The 14,759-nt window shown below is 59.7% G+C and carries 15 protein-coding genes, 1 rRNA gene and 1 pseudogene; 9 read left to right on the forward strand and 8 right to left on the reverse strand.

The features are described 5' to 3' along the window. Window positions 1-11: 11 nt before the first annotated feature. The 4 genes from ACW5XD_RS22005 to radC all read right to left on the reverse strand — a co-directional run bounded on the left by ACW5XD_RS22005 (window position 12) and on the right by radC (window position 1,787). A complete protein-coding gene (locus tag ACW5XD_RS22005) occupies window positions 12-467 on the reverse strand; it encodes a hypothetical protein (RefSeq protein ID WP_456496732.1) in 456 nt (151 codons plus the stop codon). 90 nt (window positions 468-557) lie between these two features. Further along, window positions 558-725, reverse strand: coding sequence for a 50S ribosomal protein L33 (gene rpmG, locus ACW5XD_RS22010; protein WP_005323752.1), 168 nt, complete (start codon window positions 723-725; stop codon window positions 558-560). Between the two features lie 11 nt (window positions 726-736). Continuing rightward, window positions 737-973 carry a 50S ribosomal protein L28 gene (gene rpmB / locus ACW5XD_RS22015; protein ID WP_005307492.1) on the reverse strand — a complete coding sequence of 79 codons (237 nt, stop codon included), beginning with the start codon at window positions 971-973 and terminating at the stop codon, window positions 737-739. A 139-nt stretch (window positions 974-1,112) separates the two neighbouring features. Continuing rightward, window positions 1,113-1,787 (reverse strand): RadC family protein, encoded by a 675-nt coding sequence (radC, locus tag ACW5XD_RS22020; protein WP_290042846.1) that lies wholly within the window; start codon window positions 1,785-1,787, stop codon window positions 1,113-1,115. Window positions 1,788-1,934: 147 nt separating this feature from the next. Here radC and coaBC point away from each other — a divergent pair, with 147 nt between their 5' ends. From coaBC to ACW5XD_RS22045, 5 genes and pseudogenes are all read left to right on the forward strand, one after another. Further along, window positions 1,935-3,137 (forward strand): bifunctional phosphopantothenoylcysteine decarboxylase/phosphopantothenate--cysteine ligase CoaBC, encoded by a 1,203-nt coding sequence (coaBC, locus tag ACW5XD_RS22025; RefSeq protein ID WP_456496733.1) that lies wholly within the window; start codon window positions 1,935-1,937, stop codon window positions 3,135-3,137. 89 nt (window positions 3,138-3,226) lie between these two features. After that, window positions 3,227-3,685, forward strand: coding sequence for a dUTP diphosphatase (gene dut / locus ACW5XD_RS22030; protein WP_005321291.1), 459 nt, complete (start codon window positions 3,227-3,229; stop codon window positions 3,683-3,685). A 68-nt stretch (window positions 3,686-3,753) separates the two neighbouring features. Beyond that, window positions 3,754-4,350 carry a nucleoid occlusion factor SlmA gene (slmA, locus tag ACW5XD_RS22035; RefSeq protein ID WP_005321293.1) on the forward strand — a complete coding sequence of 199 codons (597 nt, stop codon included), beginning with the start codon at window positions 3,754-3,756 and terminating at the stop codon, window positions 4,348-4,350. A gap of 118 nt (window positions 4,351-4,468) precedes the next feature. After that, window positions 4,469-4,570, forward strand: a pseudogene (locus ACW5XD_RS22040) (nucleoid occlusion factor SlmA); the annotation flags it as partial. 150 nt (window positions 4,571-4,720) lie between these two features. Further along, window positions 4,721-5,557 carry a mechanosensitive ion channel domain-containing protein gene (locus ACW5XD_RS22045; protein ID WP_456496734.1) on the forward strand — a complete coding sequence of 279 codons (837 nt, stop codon included), beginning with the start codon at window positions 4,721-4,723 and terminating at the stop codon, window positions 5,555-5,557. 165 nt (window positions 5,558-5,722) lie between these two features. Here the strand turns inward: ACW5XD_RS22045 and ACW5XD_RS22050 are convergent, their stop codons facing one another. After that, complete coding sequence (locus ACW5XD_RS22050) at window positions 5,723-5,911, reverse strand: holin (protein WP_456496735.1); 189 nt, start codon at window positions 5,909-5,911, stop codon at window positions 5,723-5,725. A 432-nt stretch (window positions 5,912-6,343) separates the two neighbouring features. Between ACW5XD_RS22050 and pgi the strand changes: the two genes are divergently transcribed. Continuing rightward, complete coding sequence (gene pgi / locus ACW5XD_RS22055; protein ID WP_456496736.1) at window positions 6,344-7,993, forward strand: glucose-6-phosphate isomerase; 1,650 nt, start codon at window positions 6,344-6,346, stop codon at window positions 7,991-7,993. A gap of 152 nt (window positions 7,994-8,145) precedes the next feature. Here the strand turns inward: pgi and ilvC are convergent, their stop codons facing one another. Next, a complete protein-coding gene (gene ilvC / locus ACW5XD_RS22060) occupies window positions 8,146-9,627 on the reverse strand; it encodes a ketol-acid reductoisomerase (protein WP_456496737.1) in 1,482 nt (493 codons plus the stop codon). A gap of 187 nt (window positions 9,628-9,814) precedes the next feature. Between ilvC and ilvY the strand changes: the two genes are divergently transcribed. Further along, window positions 9,815-10,708, forward strand: a complete 894-nt coding sequence (ilvY, locus tag ACW5XD_RS22065; RefSeq protein WP_456496738.1) for an HTH-type transcriptional activator IlvY — start codon at window positions 9,815-9,817, stop codon at window positions 10,706-10,708. On the opposite strand, the gene ACW5XD_RS22070 is transcribed toward ilvY, so the two are convergent. Further along, window positions 10,697-11,569 (reverse strand): hypothetical protein, encoded by an 873-nt coding sequence (locus ACW5XD_RS22070; protein ID WP_456496739.1) that lies wholly within the window; start codon window positions 11,567-11,569, stop codon window positions 10,697-10,699. The genes ilvY and ACW5XD_RS22070 overlap by 12 nt on opposite strands. Before the next feature lie 171 nt (window positions 11,570-11,740). Here ACW5XD_RS22070 and ACW5XD_RS22075 point away from each other — a divergent pair, with 171 nt between their 5' ends. Then, window positions 11,741-11,932 carry a hypothetical protein gene (locus ACW5XD_RS22075; protein ID WP_456496740.1) on the forward strand — a complete coding sequence of 64 codons (192 nt, stop codon included), beginning with the start codon at window positions 11,741-11,743 and terminating at the stop codon, window positions 11,930-11,932. 72 nt (window positions 11,933-12,004) lie between these two features. Next, complete coding sequence (locus ACW5XD_RS22080) at window positions 12,005-14,578, forward strand: bifunctional acetate--CoA ligase family protein/GNAT family N-acetyltransferase (RefSeq protein WP_456496741.1); 2,574 nt, start codon at window positions 12,005-12,007, stop codon at window positions 14,576-14,578. 90 nt (window positions 14,579-14,668) lie between these two features. On the opposite strand, the gene rrf is transcribed toward ACW5XD_RS22080, so the two are convergent. Next, window positions 14,669-14,759 (reverse strand): 5S ribosomal RNA (rrf, locus tag ACW5XD_RS22085); the annotation flags it as partial.

Below are 14,759 nucleotides of genomic sequence, written 5' to 3' on the forward strand. Positions count from 1 at the left end.
TGAAAAAGGGGTTAGGGAGCGGGACGCAGCAGACTGCGGTACTGCTCCTGGCTCAGGCTGAGCCAGGTCGAAGGGGATAGCAGGGCGGCAAACTTGCCGCTGTCCTGATAGAGCCCCACTTCAATCGGGTCGCTCTGACCGGCGATCCATATCTTGAGGGTGACAGGCGTGCCCCGCACTGCGCCACCCGGTGGCAACAACCACCCCTGCCAGCTTTCGATGTGAGCGGCCAGCTGGGCACTGCTGAGCCCAAGATCCGGCCCGCTGCGCCAGCCCTGACCAATGCGCTCGATCTGCCAGCTCGGTCCCTGCCAGGTGAGCACGACGGCACTGTCCGGCAACAGGGGACGGGCGCGCTGGGCGCTGTTCTCCTGCTGGGCTGTCTCCAGCCGGTGCAGCAGGGTGATCACCGCCAGCACGGCCACTATGATCACGTTATTCCAGCCTTTTCGGCTCAATCTGAACATGGCAAGCCCCCCTTAGAACCGGCAGTGTACTGAATTCCAGCCATAAAAAAACCCGGCACAAGGCCGGGTTTTTGCGACAAAACCAAGAGATTACTTGATTTTGCCTTCTTTGTAGATCACATGCTGACGAATAACGGGATCAAATTTCTTGATCTCCATTTTTTCGGGCATGGTGCGCTTGTTCTTGGTAGTGGTATAGAAGTGACCAGTACCGGCGCTGGAGTTCAGACGAATCTTATCGCGAATACCTTTAGCCATGATCTAATTCCTTATACCTTAACGCCGCTGGCACGCAGTTCAGCCAGAACCACTTCAACGCCGCGCTTGTCGATGATACGCATGCCTTTTGCGGATACGCGCAGGCTTACGAAGCGTTTTTCACTCTCAACCCAAAAACGGTGAGTGTGCAGGTTCGGCAGGAAACGACGCTTGGTCGCGTTGTTAGCGTGCGAACGGTTGTTACCAACTGCCGGGCGCTTGCCGGTTACTTGGCATACTCTAGACATGTCAGTCTCTCCAAATCTTACTTCATTATTGCTCGAGCAAATATCTGCCCCGCTGGCCTTCGATTGCGGGGCAAACAGAAGGCGGCATTTTATACAGCATCCGTGATCAAAGATCAACTAATACAGTGCCAGAGCCCAGTTACAACCAACCACGCTCTGCGAAAGAAACCGTGATGCCATCACCGATCACCAAGTGATCCAGCACTCTGATATCGATCAGGGCCAAGGCGGCCAAGATCCGATCCGTGATCTGGCGGTCGGCCCGACTGGGCTCGGCCACGCCGGACGGGTGATTATGCGCCAGAATCACGGCGGCTGCATTATGTTTGAGCGCGATCTGCACGATTTCTCTGGGCCAGACGCTCGCCGAGTCGAGGGTTCCGTAAAAAAGTTCAACGAATTGAATCACTCTGTGCTGGTTGTCCAGGAGCAACAAGGCGAACACTTCGCGCGGCCGATCCCGCAGCTGGGCCTGCAGATAATCCCGGGTCAACTGGGGCGAGGTGAGAGCATCGCCCCGTTGCAACTGCTCGGCCAGATGGCGCTTGCCCATCTCCAGCACCGCCTGCAGCTGGGCGTATTTGGCCGGACCCAGCCCATGAGCATCGCAGAAGGCCGACTGATCGGCCCCGAGCAGCGCCCGCAAGGATCCAAACTGCTGCAACAGCTGGCGCGAGAGATCCACCGCGCTCAGCCCGTTGACGCCGGTGCGCAGGAAGATCGCCAGCAACTCGGCATCGGACAAGGCGCCGGGCCCCTGGCGCAACAGCTTCTCTCGGGGACGCTCATCCTCTGGCCACTCCTTGATGCTCATTTGTCTCTCCCGCATGCCTATTGAGAGAAAACATAGCAAAAAATCACGGGAGCCCGACCACAAGTCCCCCATGTCAGCCTCTGTCGTCATCCCTTGCCTGTGGTATCTTAGCCGACCAGTCAGAGTGAGCCGGAAGAGAAGCAGCAGATGAGATTGGCCGATAAACGCATCCTCTTGGGTGTCAGTGGCGGGATCGCCGCCTACAAGAGTGCCGAACTGGTACGCCGCCTGAAAGATCAGGGAGCCGAGGTACGGGTTGTGATGACCCGCTCCGCCAAGGAGTTCATCACCCCGCTGACCCTGCAGGCCGTCTCCGGCCATCCGGTGGCCGACAGCTTGCTGGATCCCGCCGCCGAGGCGGGCATGGGCCACATCGAACTGGCCAAGTGGGCGGATCTGGTGCTGATCGCCCCGGCCAGCGCCAATCTGATGGCCCGCATGGCCGCAGGCATGGCCGACGAGCTGCTCACCACCCTCTGTCTGGCGACACCGGCACCGGTAGCACTGGCCCCGGCCATGAACCAGCAGATGTATCTCAACGCTGCCACCCAGGCCAATCTCAAGACCCTGGCCAGTCGCGGTATCCTGCTGTGGGGCCCGGATTCCGGCAGCCAGGCCTGTGGTGACGTGGGCCCGGGCCGTATGCTGGATCCCCTCGAACTGGTTGAGCGCTGCTGCCAGCAACTGGCCGCCGAGCCGCTGCTGGCGGGCGTCAGACTGCTGCTCACCGCAGGGCCGACCCGCGAGCCGCTGGATCCGGTGCGCTACATCAGCAACCACAGCTCCGGCAAGATGGGTTACGCCATCGCCCGCGCCGCCCGTGAGGCGGGGGCCGAGGTGACGCTGGTAAGCGGCCCGGTCGCTCTGCCGACACCGGGCGGGGTAGCACGAATCGATGTGGAGAGCGCCGAGCAGATGCATCAGGCGGTGATGAGCCGGGTGGCCGACTGCGATCTCTTCATCGGGTGTGCCGCCGTGGCCGACTATCGGCCCGAGCAGGTGGCCAGCCAGAAGATCAAGAAGACCGGCGACAACGACCAGATGGTGCTGACCCTGGTCAAGAATCCCGACATCATCGCCGCTGTGGGGGCGCTATCAGACAAGCCCTTCACCGTTGGATTTGCCGCCGAAACCGTGGATGTGGAACAATACGCCCTCGATAAACTGCAGCGTAAGCGGCTGGACATGATCGCCGCCAACGACGTGTCCCGCGCAGGCCAGGGCTTCAATGCCGATGACAACGCCCTGACCGTCTTCTGGCAAGGGGGTCAAGCCCCTCTGCCGCTGGCCGATAAGCTGACGCTGGCCCGTCACCTCATCGCCCTGATTGCACGTCACTACCGGGGCTAGCACCCGGCAGGCGAACGACTCACGACGACACAGACTGCATTGGCCATGCTGGGCGTCCATACAAGCACTCATTGAAAAACGAACTATCCATGACAACACAAATTGAATTGAAGATTCTGGATGCCCGCATCGGCACCGAGTACCCGCTGCCTGCTTACGCCACACCGGGCTCTGCTGGCATGGATCTGCGCGCCCTGCTGGATGCGCCCATCACTCTGGCGCCGGGTGACACCATTCTGGTACCGACCGGTCTGGCTATCCATATCCAGGATCCCGGCCTGTGTGCCACCATTCTGCCCCGTTCCGGCCTCGGCCATAAGCACGGCATAGTGCTGGGCAATCTGGTCGGCCTCATCGATTCCGATTACCAGGGCCAGCTGATGGTCTCGGTCTGGAACCGTGGCAACGACAGCTTCACCATGCAGCCCGGCGAGCGCATCGCCCAGCTGGTGATCATGCCGGTGGTGCAGGCCAGCTTCCAACTGGTCGATGAGTTCAATCAGAGTGAACGGGGTGAAGGCGGTTTTGGTTCTTCTGGTCGCCAATAACAGACCACACAGGCCCTTGTGGCCGTGCCTAATAATAGAATCAAGCCATTGTTTTTTTAGGGGAATCCATGGCAAGCAGTAATCAGAAACAGAGTCGGCGCGATCAGATCCTGCAAGCACTCGCCCATATGCTGGAGACCAGTCCTGGCCAGCGTATTACCACGGCACGTCTGGCAGCCGAGGTGGGTGTCTCTGAGGCCGCCCTCTATCGACATTTTCCCAGCAAGGCGCGGATGTTCGAGGGGCTGATCGACTTTATCGAGGATTCCCTGCTGTCACGGGTCAACCTGATCATGGCCGAAGAGAAGGACACCATGGCCCGCTGCCATCACATCCTCCAGCTGCTGCTGGTGTTCGCCGAGCGCAACCCCGGCATCACCCGCATCCTCAACGGCGACGCTCTGCTCGGCGAACACGACCGGCTGCGGGATCGCATCAGCATCCTGTTCGACAAGCTGGAGACCCAGATCAAGCAGGTACTGCGGGAAAAGCGGCTGCGGGAAGGCCAGGGCTTCCAGCTTGACGAGACCATGCTGGCCAATCTGCTGCTGGCCTATACCGAGGGGCGCATCAGCCAGTTTGTTCGCTCCGAGTTCAAACTCAAGCCCACCGCCGGCTTCGAGGATCAATGGCTGTTCATCCGCAGCCAGCTGCTACAAAGCTGAACCAGACGGGGCGGATCGGCCAATGCGTTCGCTCCGAGTTCAAACTCAAGCCCACCGCCGGCTTCGAGGATCAATGGCTGTTCATCCGCAGCCAGCTGCTACAAAGCTGAACCAGATGGGGCGGATCGGCCAATGCGTTCGCTCCGAGTTCAAACTCAAGCCCACCGCCGGCTTCGAGGATCAATGGCTATTCATCCGCAGCCAGCTGCTACAAAGCTGAACCAGACGGGGTGGTACAAACAGGGAGGCCTTGGCCTCCCTTGTTTTTTGTGGCAAAAAAGAGGGGATGAGCACCAGATACGACCCGGATTGTCGCATTCCAGTGTTAGATTCACGCGTCATAAACCTTTACTGCCTGACAGGACACCCTATGGAACCCGAAATCATTACCGAAGCGCAGACATGGCTGGTCAATAACCAGGGCCTGCTGCTCGAGTATGCCGTCAACATCGCGGCCGCCCTGATCACCTTACTGGTCGGTTACATCGCCGCCAACCTCCTCAGCAGCGCAGTGGTCAAGGTGATGCAGGCCCGCAAGCTGGATACCACAGTCACTCATTTCGTCGGCAGCATCCTCAAGTACACCATTTTGGTGTTCGTGGTGATCGCCGCCCTCGGTCGGGTCGGGGTACAGACCGCGTCCTTCGTCGCCATCATAGGTGCCGCCGGTCTGGCCATTGGTCTGGCGCTGCAAGGCTCGCTCTCCAACTTCGCCGCCGGCTTCCTGCTGATCATTTTCCGCCCCATCAAGGCGGGCGAGTTTATCGAAGTGGCGGGCACTGCGGGCGTCGTGCAGTCGGTGCAGCTGTTTACCACCACCCTCACTTCGGGTGACAACAAGATGGTGGTGGTGCCCAACTCCGCCATCCTCAACGGCACCATAGTCAACTACTCCCGCATGGATACCCGTCGCGTCGACATGACCTTCGGCATCGGCTACGGCTCGGACCTGCGCAAGGCCAAACAGATCCTGGAACGCCTGGTGAATGAAGAGCCACGCATCCTGAAGGATCCTGCCGCTACCATCGCCGTCGCGGCCCTGGCAGACTCCTCGGTCAATATCGTGGTACGCCCCTGGGTCAAGACCGCCGATTACTGGGGTGTCTGGTTCGACTTTCACGAGAAGGTGAAGCTGACTTTCGACGCCGAAGGTGTCGAGATCCCCTTCCCGCAGATGGTCATGCACATGCAAAAACCCCAGATCTGAATCTGGATTTGAATGCCACCATGCCAGCCTCCGGGCTGGCATGGTCGTTTCTGGGCCTCATGCGCACACCGCAGGCATAAAAAATCCGGCCACCGGGGCCGGAAATTGCTCAGCAATCATCATGGGCCGACACGCCCATCCATACGGGCAGGCCGGCTTGTCCCCTCAGACCAGTCGACGAGCGATCCGGTTTAGCAACGGCTGCACCAGCACATAGCCCCCCAGTATGGCGCCGATCACGGCCAGCACCCGTATCTCCAGAGTCGGCGCCGCACTGGTCAGCACCATGGTCAACAGGCCGATGAGACCGGTGGCGATCAGGCTCAGGGCAAACAGGGATAATACGTGTTTCATATCGATCTCCTCATTCCAGACAGTGGCCATCCCTGGGAGATCTCGTCCATTCGGCTCATATGCTAGCCAAGGCCCAACCCCGACAATTTGCGTTTGCTCATAAAATGAGCCGAAAAGCGGCTATCAGATACCCCTTTAGCTGTAACACGCACTTGCCAGGCAGCAAGCCGCAGCCAGCCATAGATGAAAGCCCTTTCAGCCTGCGCAAGCCGGGTGAAGTATGAGCAAACTCAAGATCCCCTGGCCATGAGTGACTCATAATCGCAGCGTTTTGGTTGTAAACTCGGTCGATGGCAGACAATTGGTAAAGCTCTGTTACACGAGCCGCACTATGTGCTCGGTATAATGGGCCCGATAGAGTGCTCGAATAATAAGGTTTGGCGGGAGCCTTGCCTGCAAGGTTCAAACACAACTTGGAAGATCGGTAATCCTATGAAAAATATCAATCCAACCCAGACCCAGGCCTGGCAGGCGCTGGAAGCCCATTTTGCAGCTAACAAAGAGACCCGGCTCAAGGATCTGTTCGCGCAGGACCCGAAGCGCTTTGACAAGTTCTCCCTCACCTTTGGCGGCGACATTCTGGTCGACTACTCCAAGAACCTGATCACCGAGGAAACCCTCAAGTTGCTGGTTGATCTGGCCAAAGAGACCGATCTTCGCAGCGCGATCGATGCCATGTTCAATGGCGAGAAGATCAACATGACCGAAGGCCGCTCGGTACTGCACGTGGCCCTGCGCAACCGCTCCGACCGTCCCATCGAGTGCGACGGCAAGGATGTAATGCCGGAAGTGAACGCCGTGCTGGCCAAGATGAAGGGCTTCTGCGAGAAGATCATTTCCGGCGAGTGGAAAGGCTACACCGGCAAGGCGATCCAGCACGTGGTCAACATAGGTATCGGTGGCTCGGATCTCGGCCCAGTGATGATCACCGAGGCGCTGCGCCCCTACAAAAACCACCTGCAGATGCACTTCGTCTCCAACGTCGATGGCACCCACATCGCCGAAACCCTGAAGAAGATCGATCCGGAAACCACCCTGTTCCTGGTGGCCTCCAAGACCTTCACCACTCAGGAGACCATGACCAACGCCCTGACCGCCCGCGACTGGTTCATCAAGATCGCCGGTGACAAGGCCCACGTTGCCAAGCACTTCGCTGCCCTCTCCACCAATGGCAAGGCCGTGGCCGAGTTCGGCATCGACACCAACAACATGTTCGAGTTCTGGGACTGGGTTGGCGGTCGCTACTCCTCCTGGTCTGCCATCGGCATGCCCATCGCCCTGTCCGTCGGTTTCGAAAACTTCGAAGCCCTGCTGCAAGGCGCCTTCGAGATGGACATGCACTTCGCCACTGCCTCCTATGAGCAGAACGTGCCTGTGCTGCTGGCGCTGATCGGACTGTGGTACAACAACTTCCATGGTGCCGAGTCCGAAGCCATTCTGCCGTACGACCAGTACATGCACCGCTTCCCTGCCTACTTCCAGCAGGGCAACATGGAATCCAACGGCAAGCAGGTGGATCGCAACGGCAAGCCGGTTGACTACCAGACCGGCCCCATCATCTGGGGTGAGCCGGGCACCAACGGCCAGCACGCCTTCTACCAGCTGATCCACCAAGGCACCAAGCTGATCCCCTGTGACTTCCTGGCACCGGCCATCAGCCACAACCCGATCGGTGACCACCATCCGAAACTGCTGGCCAACTTCTTCGCCCAGACCGAAGCGCTGGCCTTCGGCAAAAGCAAAGAACAGGTCGAAGCCGAGTTCCTGGCCGCCGGTAAAACCCTGGAGCAGGTCAAGGATCTGGTGCCGTTCAAGGTGTTCGAAGGCAACCGCCCGACCAACAGCATACTGTTCAAGAGCCTGACCCCGAAAACCTTGGGTGCCCTGATCGCCATGTACGAGCACAAGATCTTCGTACAGGGCGCAATCTGGAACATCTTCTCCTTCGACCAGTGGGGCGTGGAGCTGGGCAAACAGCTGGCCAACAAGATCCTGCCGGAGCTCAACACCGATGTGGCTGTCACCAGCCACGACTGCTCCACCAACGGTCTGATCAACACCTGGAAAGCGTGGAAAGCCTGATTTATCAGGCATTTCTAAATGCAAAAGCCCCGCTCAATGAGCGGGGCTTTTTTATGCTTGGTCAGGTTAGGACTCTGGCCGATCGGGTGTCCAGTCCGAGCGGCGACGGGGATCGTCATCCCCGCACCTTCATCATCCTGCCCGATGCCTGCTTAACCGCCGACGGCGATGCGCTTCATATCCTTCATGTAGCCACGTAGTACCTGACCGATCGCTTCGATGGGGTGGTTGCGGGTCGCTTCGTTGGCCGCCAGCAGTGCCAGGTTGTCCACGCTCTGCCCTTCCGCCTTGCTGGCACCCAGATCGCCGGCCTTCAGAGTCGGCATGAAGTGCTCACGCAGCAAGGGTACTGCGGCGTTGGCGAACAGGTAGTTGCCGTACTCGGCGGTGTCGGAGATGACCACGTTCATCTCATACAGACGCTTGCGAGCAACTGTGTTGGCGATCAGCGGCAGCTCGTGCAGGGATTCGTAGTAGGCAGACTCCTCGTAGATACCGGAAGCCACCATGGTTTCGAACGCCAGCTCGACGCCCGCCTTGACCATGGCCACCATGACCACGCCATTGTCGAAGTACTCCTGCTCGGCGATCTTGCCAGCGAACGCCGGCGCGTTTTCGAAGGCGGACTTGCCGGTCTCTTCGCGCCAGCCGAACAGCTTGGCATCATCCTCGACCCAGTCGGCCATCATGCCGCGAGAGAACTCACCGGCGATGATGTCATCCATATGCTTCTCGAACAGCGGACGCATCAGGGTACGCAGTTGCTCGGACAGATCGAAGGCGCGCAGCTTGGCCGGGTTGGAGAGACGGTCCATCATCAGACTGATGCCGCCCTGCTTGAGGGCTTCGGTGATGGTTTCCCAGCCGAACTGGATCAGTTTGCCGGCGTAGGCCTTGTCGGTCCCTTCGGCAACCAGCTTGTCGTAGCAGAGCAGGGAACCGGCCTGCAGCATGCCACAGAGGATGGTCTGCTCACCCATCAGGTCAGATTTCACTTCCGCCACGAAGGAGGATTCCAGTACGCCGGCACGGTCGCCGCCGGTAGCGGAGGCCCATGCCTTGGCGATGGCCATGCCCTCGCCTTTGGGATCGTTCTCCGGGTGAACGGCGATCAGGGTCGGTACGCCGAAACCACGCTTGTACTCTTCACGCACCTCGGTACCCGGGCACTTCGGCGCTACCATCACGACAGTGATGTCTGAGCGGATCTGCTGCCCCTCTTCCACCACGTTGAAGCCGTGGGAGTAGCCCAGCGCGGCGCCCTGTTTCATCAGCGGCATCACGGTTTTCACCACGTCGGAGTGCTGCTTGTCCGGGGTCAGGTTCAATACCAGATCGGCGCTCGGGATCAGCTCTTCATAGGTACCGACCGCAAAGCCGTTGTCGGTGGCCTTCTGCCAGGAGGCGCGCTTCTCGGTGATGGCTGCCTTGCGCAGGGCGTAGGAGATATCCAGCCCGGAGTCGCGCATGTTCAGACCCTGGTTCAGCCCCTGGGCACCACAGCCCACAATCACCACCTTCTTGCCCTTCAGCACGTCGCAACCGTCGGCGAATTCCGCCCGCTGCATGAAACGACACTTGCCCAGCTGGGCCAACTGCTGACGCAGGTTCAAGGTGTTGAAATAGTTAGCCATGGTGATTGCTCCGTTCGATTGATTCCATGCCGGGTAACGGCGTTGTCTGAACCACTATAGCGCGGGACACTTATTGCCTGAACTGATATATTCGAAACAGTATGTTGCAAGAATTGAAAGATTATTCTTGGCGATCTCACCCAGTGTCATCCCAGATCGGCAAACGCGCCGCGGCAGGAATTGAAAGATGGACCTTCGCAATCTCGAGCTGTTTCTCCACCTCGCCGACTCACTCCACTTCGGCAAAAGCGCCGATGCCATGGCGGTCAGCCCCTCCACCCTGAGCCGTGCCATCCAGCGACTGGAGCAAGAAACCGGCTGCGTGCTGTTCGATCGGGACAACCGCTCGGTGCGATTAACCCCCGCTGGCGAGAAGCTGCGGGAGTTCGGTGGCGGCCTGTTGCAGGAGTGGCGCCAGCTCAAGTTGGAGCTCAAACGCAGCGACGAACCGCTGCAAGGGCGGCTGCGGGTGTTCTGCTCGGTCACCGCCAGCTACTTTCTGCTGCCCGAGGTGCTGGAGCGCTTTCGTCGCCGCTATCCCCAGCTGGAGATCAAGCTGGAGACCGGCGATCCGGCGCTGGCGGTGGACAAGGTCCTGGCCGACGAGGCCGATCTCGCCATAGCCGCGCGGCCGGATGCACTCTCCGCCAAACTGGAATTTGCCAGCCTGCAACAGGTACCGTTGGTGTTCATCGCCCCACGCAACCCGCCTCAACCCAACCAGTGGTTCTTGCAGGGAGAGCCTGACTGGGAGCGGCTGCCGCTGATCCTCTCCGAGCAAGGGCTGGCGAGAAAGCGCTGTGACCAGTGGTTTCGCAACAAAGGGATCGCCCCCAATATTTACGCGGAGGTAGCCGGCAACGAGGGCATAGTCGCCATGGTGGCCCTCGGCTTCGGAGTGGGGCTGGTGCCGGCGGCGGTGATCGACCACAGCCCTATGGGCGAGAAGGTACGCATCGCCCTGCCCAAGCCAGCGCTCAAGCCGTTTGATGTCGGCATCGCTGTGCTCAAGAAGCGGCTGGAAGAGCCGCTGATCCGCGCCTTCTGGGATACAGCGCGCGGCCAGGGGTCACTGCGCTGACGAGCTGACTGAGACCGGGACATAGATGAGAGTTGGGTCGGCCATCATGGCGCGGCTGCTGGCGGGCAGATCCGGGTTATCCAACTCCAGCATGGCCCGCTCATCCAGCTTCAGACGACGAATCGTGCTGCCGAATCCCTCCCCAAAAACCCGCTCGAAGGCACCCGATTGGTGCGCACGCTGCAACCCCAGCTTGATGCGTTGCGCCAGCTCGGGATATTTGGGTGAGACAAAAAACAGCAGCGCCAACGGATAACGGAACACCAGATGAGGCTCGATGGCCAGATCCGGATGCTGCTTGAGTTCATCCTCGATCTCAATGACCGAGCGCAGGAAGCAGTCGAAACGCTGCTTGCGCAGCATGTTGAACAAGGCTTCATACAGACTGCCCACCACGACTCTGAGGCCATTCGTCTTGAGCAGGCGGGTATCGGGCCAGGATCTGTGCTGACCTATGGTAAGCCCGGAGTGATACCAGTCAGCCAAGGAGTGAATCCTGGCAAACCGTCCCTCATCCCCCGGACGGATGAGGCAAACCCGCCAGCCCAGTAGGCCCTTCGCCAGCGGAATATGGATAGCCAGCAGGGTGCGTTCCCGCTCCTCGTCGGGCGCGAATACCCCGACCTGCACCAGCTCGCCCCCCCGCAACTCCTTGACGGCTCGCCCCTGCTCCATCGGCGGGCTGGCAATCAGGCGATAGGGGCCATATTCGGGAATGGTGAGATCGAGGGAGAGGCGCAGCAGACTGGCCACGGCCGGATTGGGATGATCCAGCAGCAAGTTCCAGACCCGAATGTTCGACTCGGCAGCCAAGACACTGCCAGTAAATAATGTGATGCACCATAGCCAGATCCTGATCATATCCCTCGCCCCTCAGCGCTTCATGCACTCACTATAATGCGTGCACGCCCGGTACCTGAGCCTGACCCCGCAGATGTGTGAGCTGCTTCGTGTCAAATCTGACAATGGCCATAACGAGATGGCGGTCACAGACTAGACTCTATGTTCAGCCTGAATGGAAGGAGCCTCGCCATGATGCGTCATCTGATCGAAATCAACAGCTCACAATTGTTTGAAGAGTACCTGCAGAGCCTGGGGATACCGCAAACCCCGCTGGATCGGGAGCAAGATATCTATCTGCAGGAACGCCATCTGGCGGCGGTGCGCCAAATCCAGGGCAAGATGAAGTTTTATCTGCGAGCCAGTGCCCTCACCAAACAGTGATCCGCAACCGGTCACAGAACAGGCAGTCAAAGCGTATTACACTGGCACCATCCGCCACCCACGGGAGTGCCCATGAAACAAAGCGGCCTGGATCGGCTCTTCAAACCCCAGTCAATCGCCGTCATCGGTGCCTCGACCAACCCGCAGAAAGCGGGTCATGTGGTGATCAGGCACTTGCTCGCGGGCCAGTTCAAGGGCCCCATACTACCAGTCAGCCCACACAACAGGGCCATCGCCGGCGTACTGGCCTATCCCGATATCAGCAGCCTGCCGGTTTCCCCCGATCTCGCCATCATATGTACCAAACGCGAACGTGTACTGCCACTCATCGAGGAGTTGGGCAAGAAAAACGCCGGAGCGGCCATCATACTGGCTGCCGACTTCTCCATGCAGGAGAGAGCGCAGCTACAACAGCTGAGTCGCCAATACGGTATTCGCCTGCTCGGCCCCAATAGCATGGGCATGCTGTTGCCGGGTCAAGGCATCAACGCCAGTTTTTCCCCCATCGCGGCCAAACCGGGCCAGGTGGCGTTTCTCTCCCAGTCAGCCGCCGTCAGCACCACTATCCTCGATTGGGCCAAGCAACATGAGCTGGGTTTCTCCGCCTTCATCTCCCTCGGCGATCACTGTGATATCGACTTCGGCCAGTTGCTGGATCAGCTCTCTCGCGATGGCACCACGCGCGCCATCCTGCTCTACATGGACAAGCTGCACGATGCCCGCCACTTCCTCTCGGCAGCACGGGCGGCCTCACGCAACAAGCCCATCCTGGTGCTCAAGAGCGGCCGTCACGATCCGGCAAATGGCCTCGACAACGTCTACGATGCAGCCATTCGGCGCGCAGGCATGCTGCGGGTACGAGATACCCACGAGCTGTTTGCCGCAGTCGAGACTCTGAGCCACTCCCTCACCCTCAAGGGGGAAAGACTGGCCATCATCTCCAACGGCCGTGGACTGGCCAACATGGCGATCGACAAATTGCTGGAACGGGGCGGCAAACTGGCCATGCCACCACGGGACATTGGCAGTGATGCCGATATTGCCGCCTATCGGCAGGCGCTGGAGACCTTGCTGCAAGGGGATGAAGCCGACGCCATCCTGCTCATTCACGCCCCGTCCCTCACGGCGCGCGGAGCCGAACTGGCCCGCAGCCTGATCGACTACGTCAAACAACATCCCAGGGCCAGGCGTTTCAATATCCTGACCAACTGGGCAGGAGAATACTCGGCGCAGGAGGGGCGTCGTCTGTTCAGCGAGGCAGGATTTCCTACCTATCGTACCCCGGAGAGCGCCGTCGCCGCCTTCATGCACATGGTGGAATACCGCCGCAACCAGAAGCAGCTGATGGAAACGCCAGCCTCCCTGCAGGGTGACAAGCTCAACGTCGAGCTGTGTCAGCAGTTGATCCGCCAAGCATTGGAGCGCAAACAGCTCACGCTCGATACCCACCTGGTGCACCCCATACTGCAAGCCGCCGGGCTCTCTACGTTGCCGACCTGGATCGTCTCCGATGCCATTGAGGCTACCCTGACCGCAGAGCAGATCGGTTATCCGGTCGCGGTCAAGCTGCGCTCGCCGGACATCCTTCACAAGTCGGCGGTACACGGCGTCATGCTCAACCTGCGTACCTCGGCCGAAGTCGCCCAGGCTGCGGATGCCATTCTGGATCGGGTCAGACAGCACGATCCCGGCGCCCGCATCGAAGGCCTGCTGGTGCAGCGCATGGCGCGCCGCAGTGGGGGGCTAGAGCTGCGGATCCGGCTGCAACAAGACCCCATATTCGGCCCCGTCATCCTGCTCGGTGAATCAGGCGCCGAACCGCAGGAGATGATGGCGGCCCTGCCGCCGTTGAACCAGGCGTTGGCACGTTACCAGATCATTGGTGCCCTCAAGAGTCGCAAGATCCGCGAGCAGGCCACGCCCGAAAAACTCGATATTGACGCTCTGGGTCAGGTGCTGTGCCAGCTGTCGGAGCTGCTGCTGGCCTTCCCCGAAATCCAGGAGCTGGACCTGCATCCGTTGCAGGCATGCGGGGCCGAGATGGTCATTCTGGATGCCAGCCTGACACTGATGCCTGTGGTGCAGGGACTCAATACGCTGGCCATACGCCCCTATCCCACCGAACTGGAAGAGGGAGCCTGGCTCAAGGATCAGAACCATGTGCTGCTGCGCCCGATCCGGCCGGAGGATGAACCCGCCCACAAGCAGTTTGTGCTCAAGGTATCGGATGAAGACAGGTACAAACGCTTCTTTGCCGATGTGGGTGAACTGGGTCACGAAGAACTGGCCCGCATGACCCAGATTGACTACGACCGGGAGATGGCCTTCGTTGCCGTCGGGCAGGACGGCGCTCTCAGTCAGCAGATCCTCGGGGTGGTGCGGGCCATTTCCAACCCGGACCTATCCGATGCAGAATTTGCCATTCTGGTACGTTCCGACCTGAAAGGACTCGGGCTCGGCAAGCTGATGATGGAGAAGATAGTGCGCTACGCCAGAGAACGGGGCATTGGCCAGCTATCGGGCATGACCATGCCCAGCAATCGCGGCATGATCAATCTGGCCAGGCGGCTTGGCTTCAAGATCGATATTCAGCTGGAAGATGGGGTGGTCAATATGGAGTTACCCTGTGCCAGTCAGGGCCAATGAAGAAGGGGAGTCAACAGTTTATCGCTTATAAGTAACTGATTTCAGACAATAAAAAAGCCCGCTCAGATGAGCGGGCTTTCAATGTTGGGAGCCTGGCAGTGTCCTACTCTCGCATGGCGAATGCCACACTACCATCGGCGCTACCGCGTTTCACTTCTGAGTTCGGCATGGGATCAGGTGG

The organism is Aeromonas enterica (assembly GCF_054052465.1).

What these genes read in the sequence shown, in the direction of transcription:
- ACW5XD_RS22005 (WP_456496732.1), bottom strand. Translation starts at nt 467, where the DNA reads ATGTTCAGATTGAGCCGAAAAGGCTGGAATAACGTGATCATAGTGGCC.
- rpmG (WP_005323752.1), bottom strand. Translation starts at nt 725, where the DNA reads ATGGCTAAAGGTATTCGCGATAAGATTCGTCTGAACTCCAGCGCCGGT.
- rpmB (WP_005307492.1), bottom strand. Translation starts at nt 973, where the DNA reads ATGTCTAGAGTATGCCAAGTAACCGGCAAGCGCCCGGCAGTTGGTAAC.
- radC (WP_290042846.1), bottom strand. Translation starts at nt 1,787, where the DNA reads ATGAGCATCAAGGAGTGGCCAGAGGATGAGCGTCCCCGAGAGAAGCTG.
- coaBC (WP_456496733.1), top strand. Translation starts at nt 1,935, where the DNA reads ATGAGATTGGCCGATAAACGCATCCTCTTGGGTGTCAGTGGCGGGATC.
- dut (WP_005321291.1), top strand. Translation starts at nt 3,227, where the DNA reads ATGACAACACAAATTGAATTGAAGATTCTGGATGCCCGCATCGGCACC.
- slmA (WP_005321293.1), top strand. Translation starts at nt 3,754, where the DNA reads ATGGCAAGCAGTAATCAGAAACAGAGTCGGCGCGATCAGATCCTGCAA.
- ACW5XD_RS22045 (WP_456496734.1), top strand. Translation starts at nt 4,721, where the DNA reads ATGGAACCCGAAATCATTACCGAAGCGCAGACATGGCTGGTCAATAAC.
- ACW5XD_RS22050 (WP_456496735.1), bottom strand. Translation starts at nt 5,911, where the DNA reads ATGAAACACGTATTATCCCTGTTTGCCCTGAGCCTGATCGCCACCGGT.
- pgi (WP_456496736.1), top strand. Translation starts at nt 6,344, where the DNA reads ATGAAAAATATCAATCCAACCCAGACCCAGGCCTGGCAGGCGCTGGAA.
- ilvC (WP_456496737.1), bottom strand. Translation starts at nt 9,627, where the DNA reads ATGGCTAACTATTTCAACACCTTGAACCTGCGTCAGCAGTTGGCCCAG.
- ilvY (WP_456496738.1), top strand. Translation starts at nt 9,815, where the DNA reads ATGGACCTTCGCAATCTCGAGCTGTTTCTCCACCTCGCCGACTCACTC.
- ACW5XD_RS22070 (WP_456496739.1), bottom strand. Translation starts at nt 11,569, where the DNA reads ATGATCAGGATCTGGCTATGGTGCATCACATTATTTACTGGCAGTGTC.
- ACW5XD_RS22075 (WP_456496740.1), top strand. Translation starts at nt 11,741, where the DNA reads ATGATGCGTCATCTGATCGAAATCAACAGCTCACAATTGTTTGAAGAG.
- ACW5XD_RS22080 (WP_456496741.1), top strand. Translation starts at nt 12,005, where the DNA reads ATGAAACAAAGCGGCCTGGATCGGCTCTTCAAACCCCAGTCAATCGCC.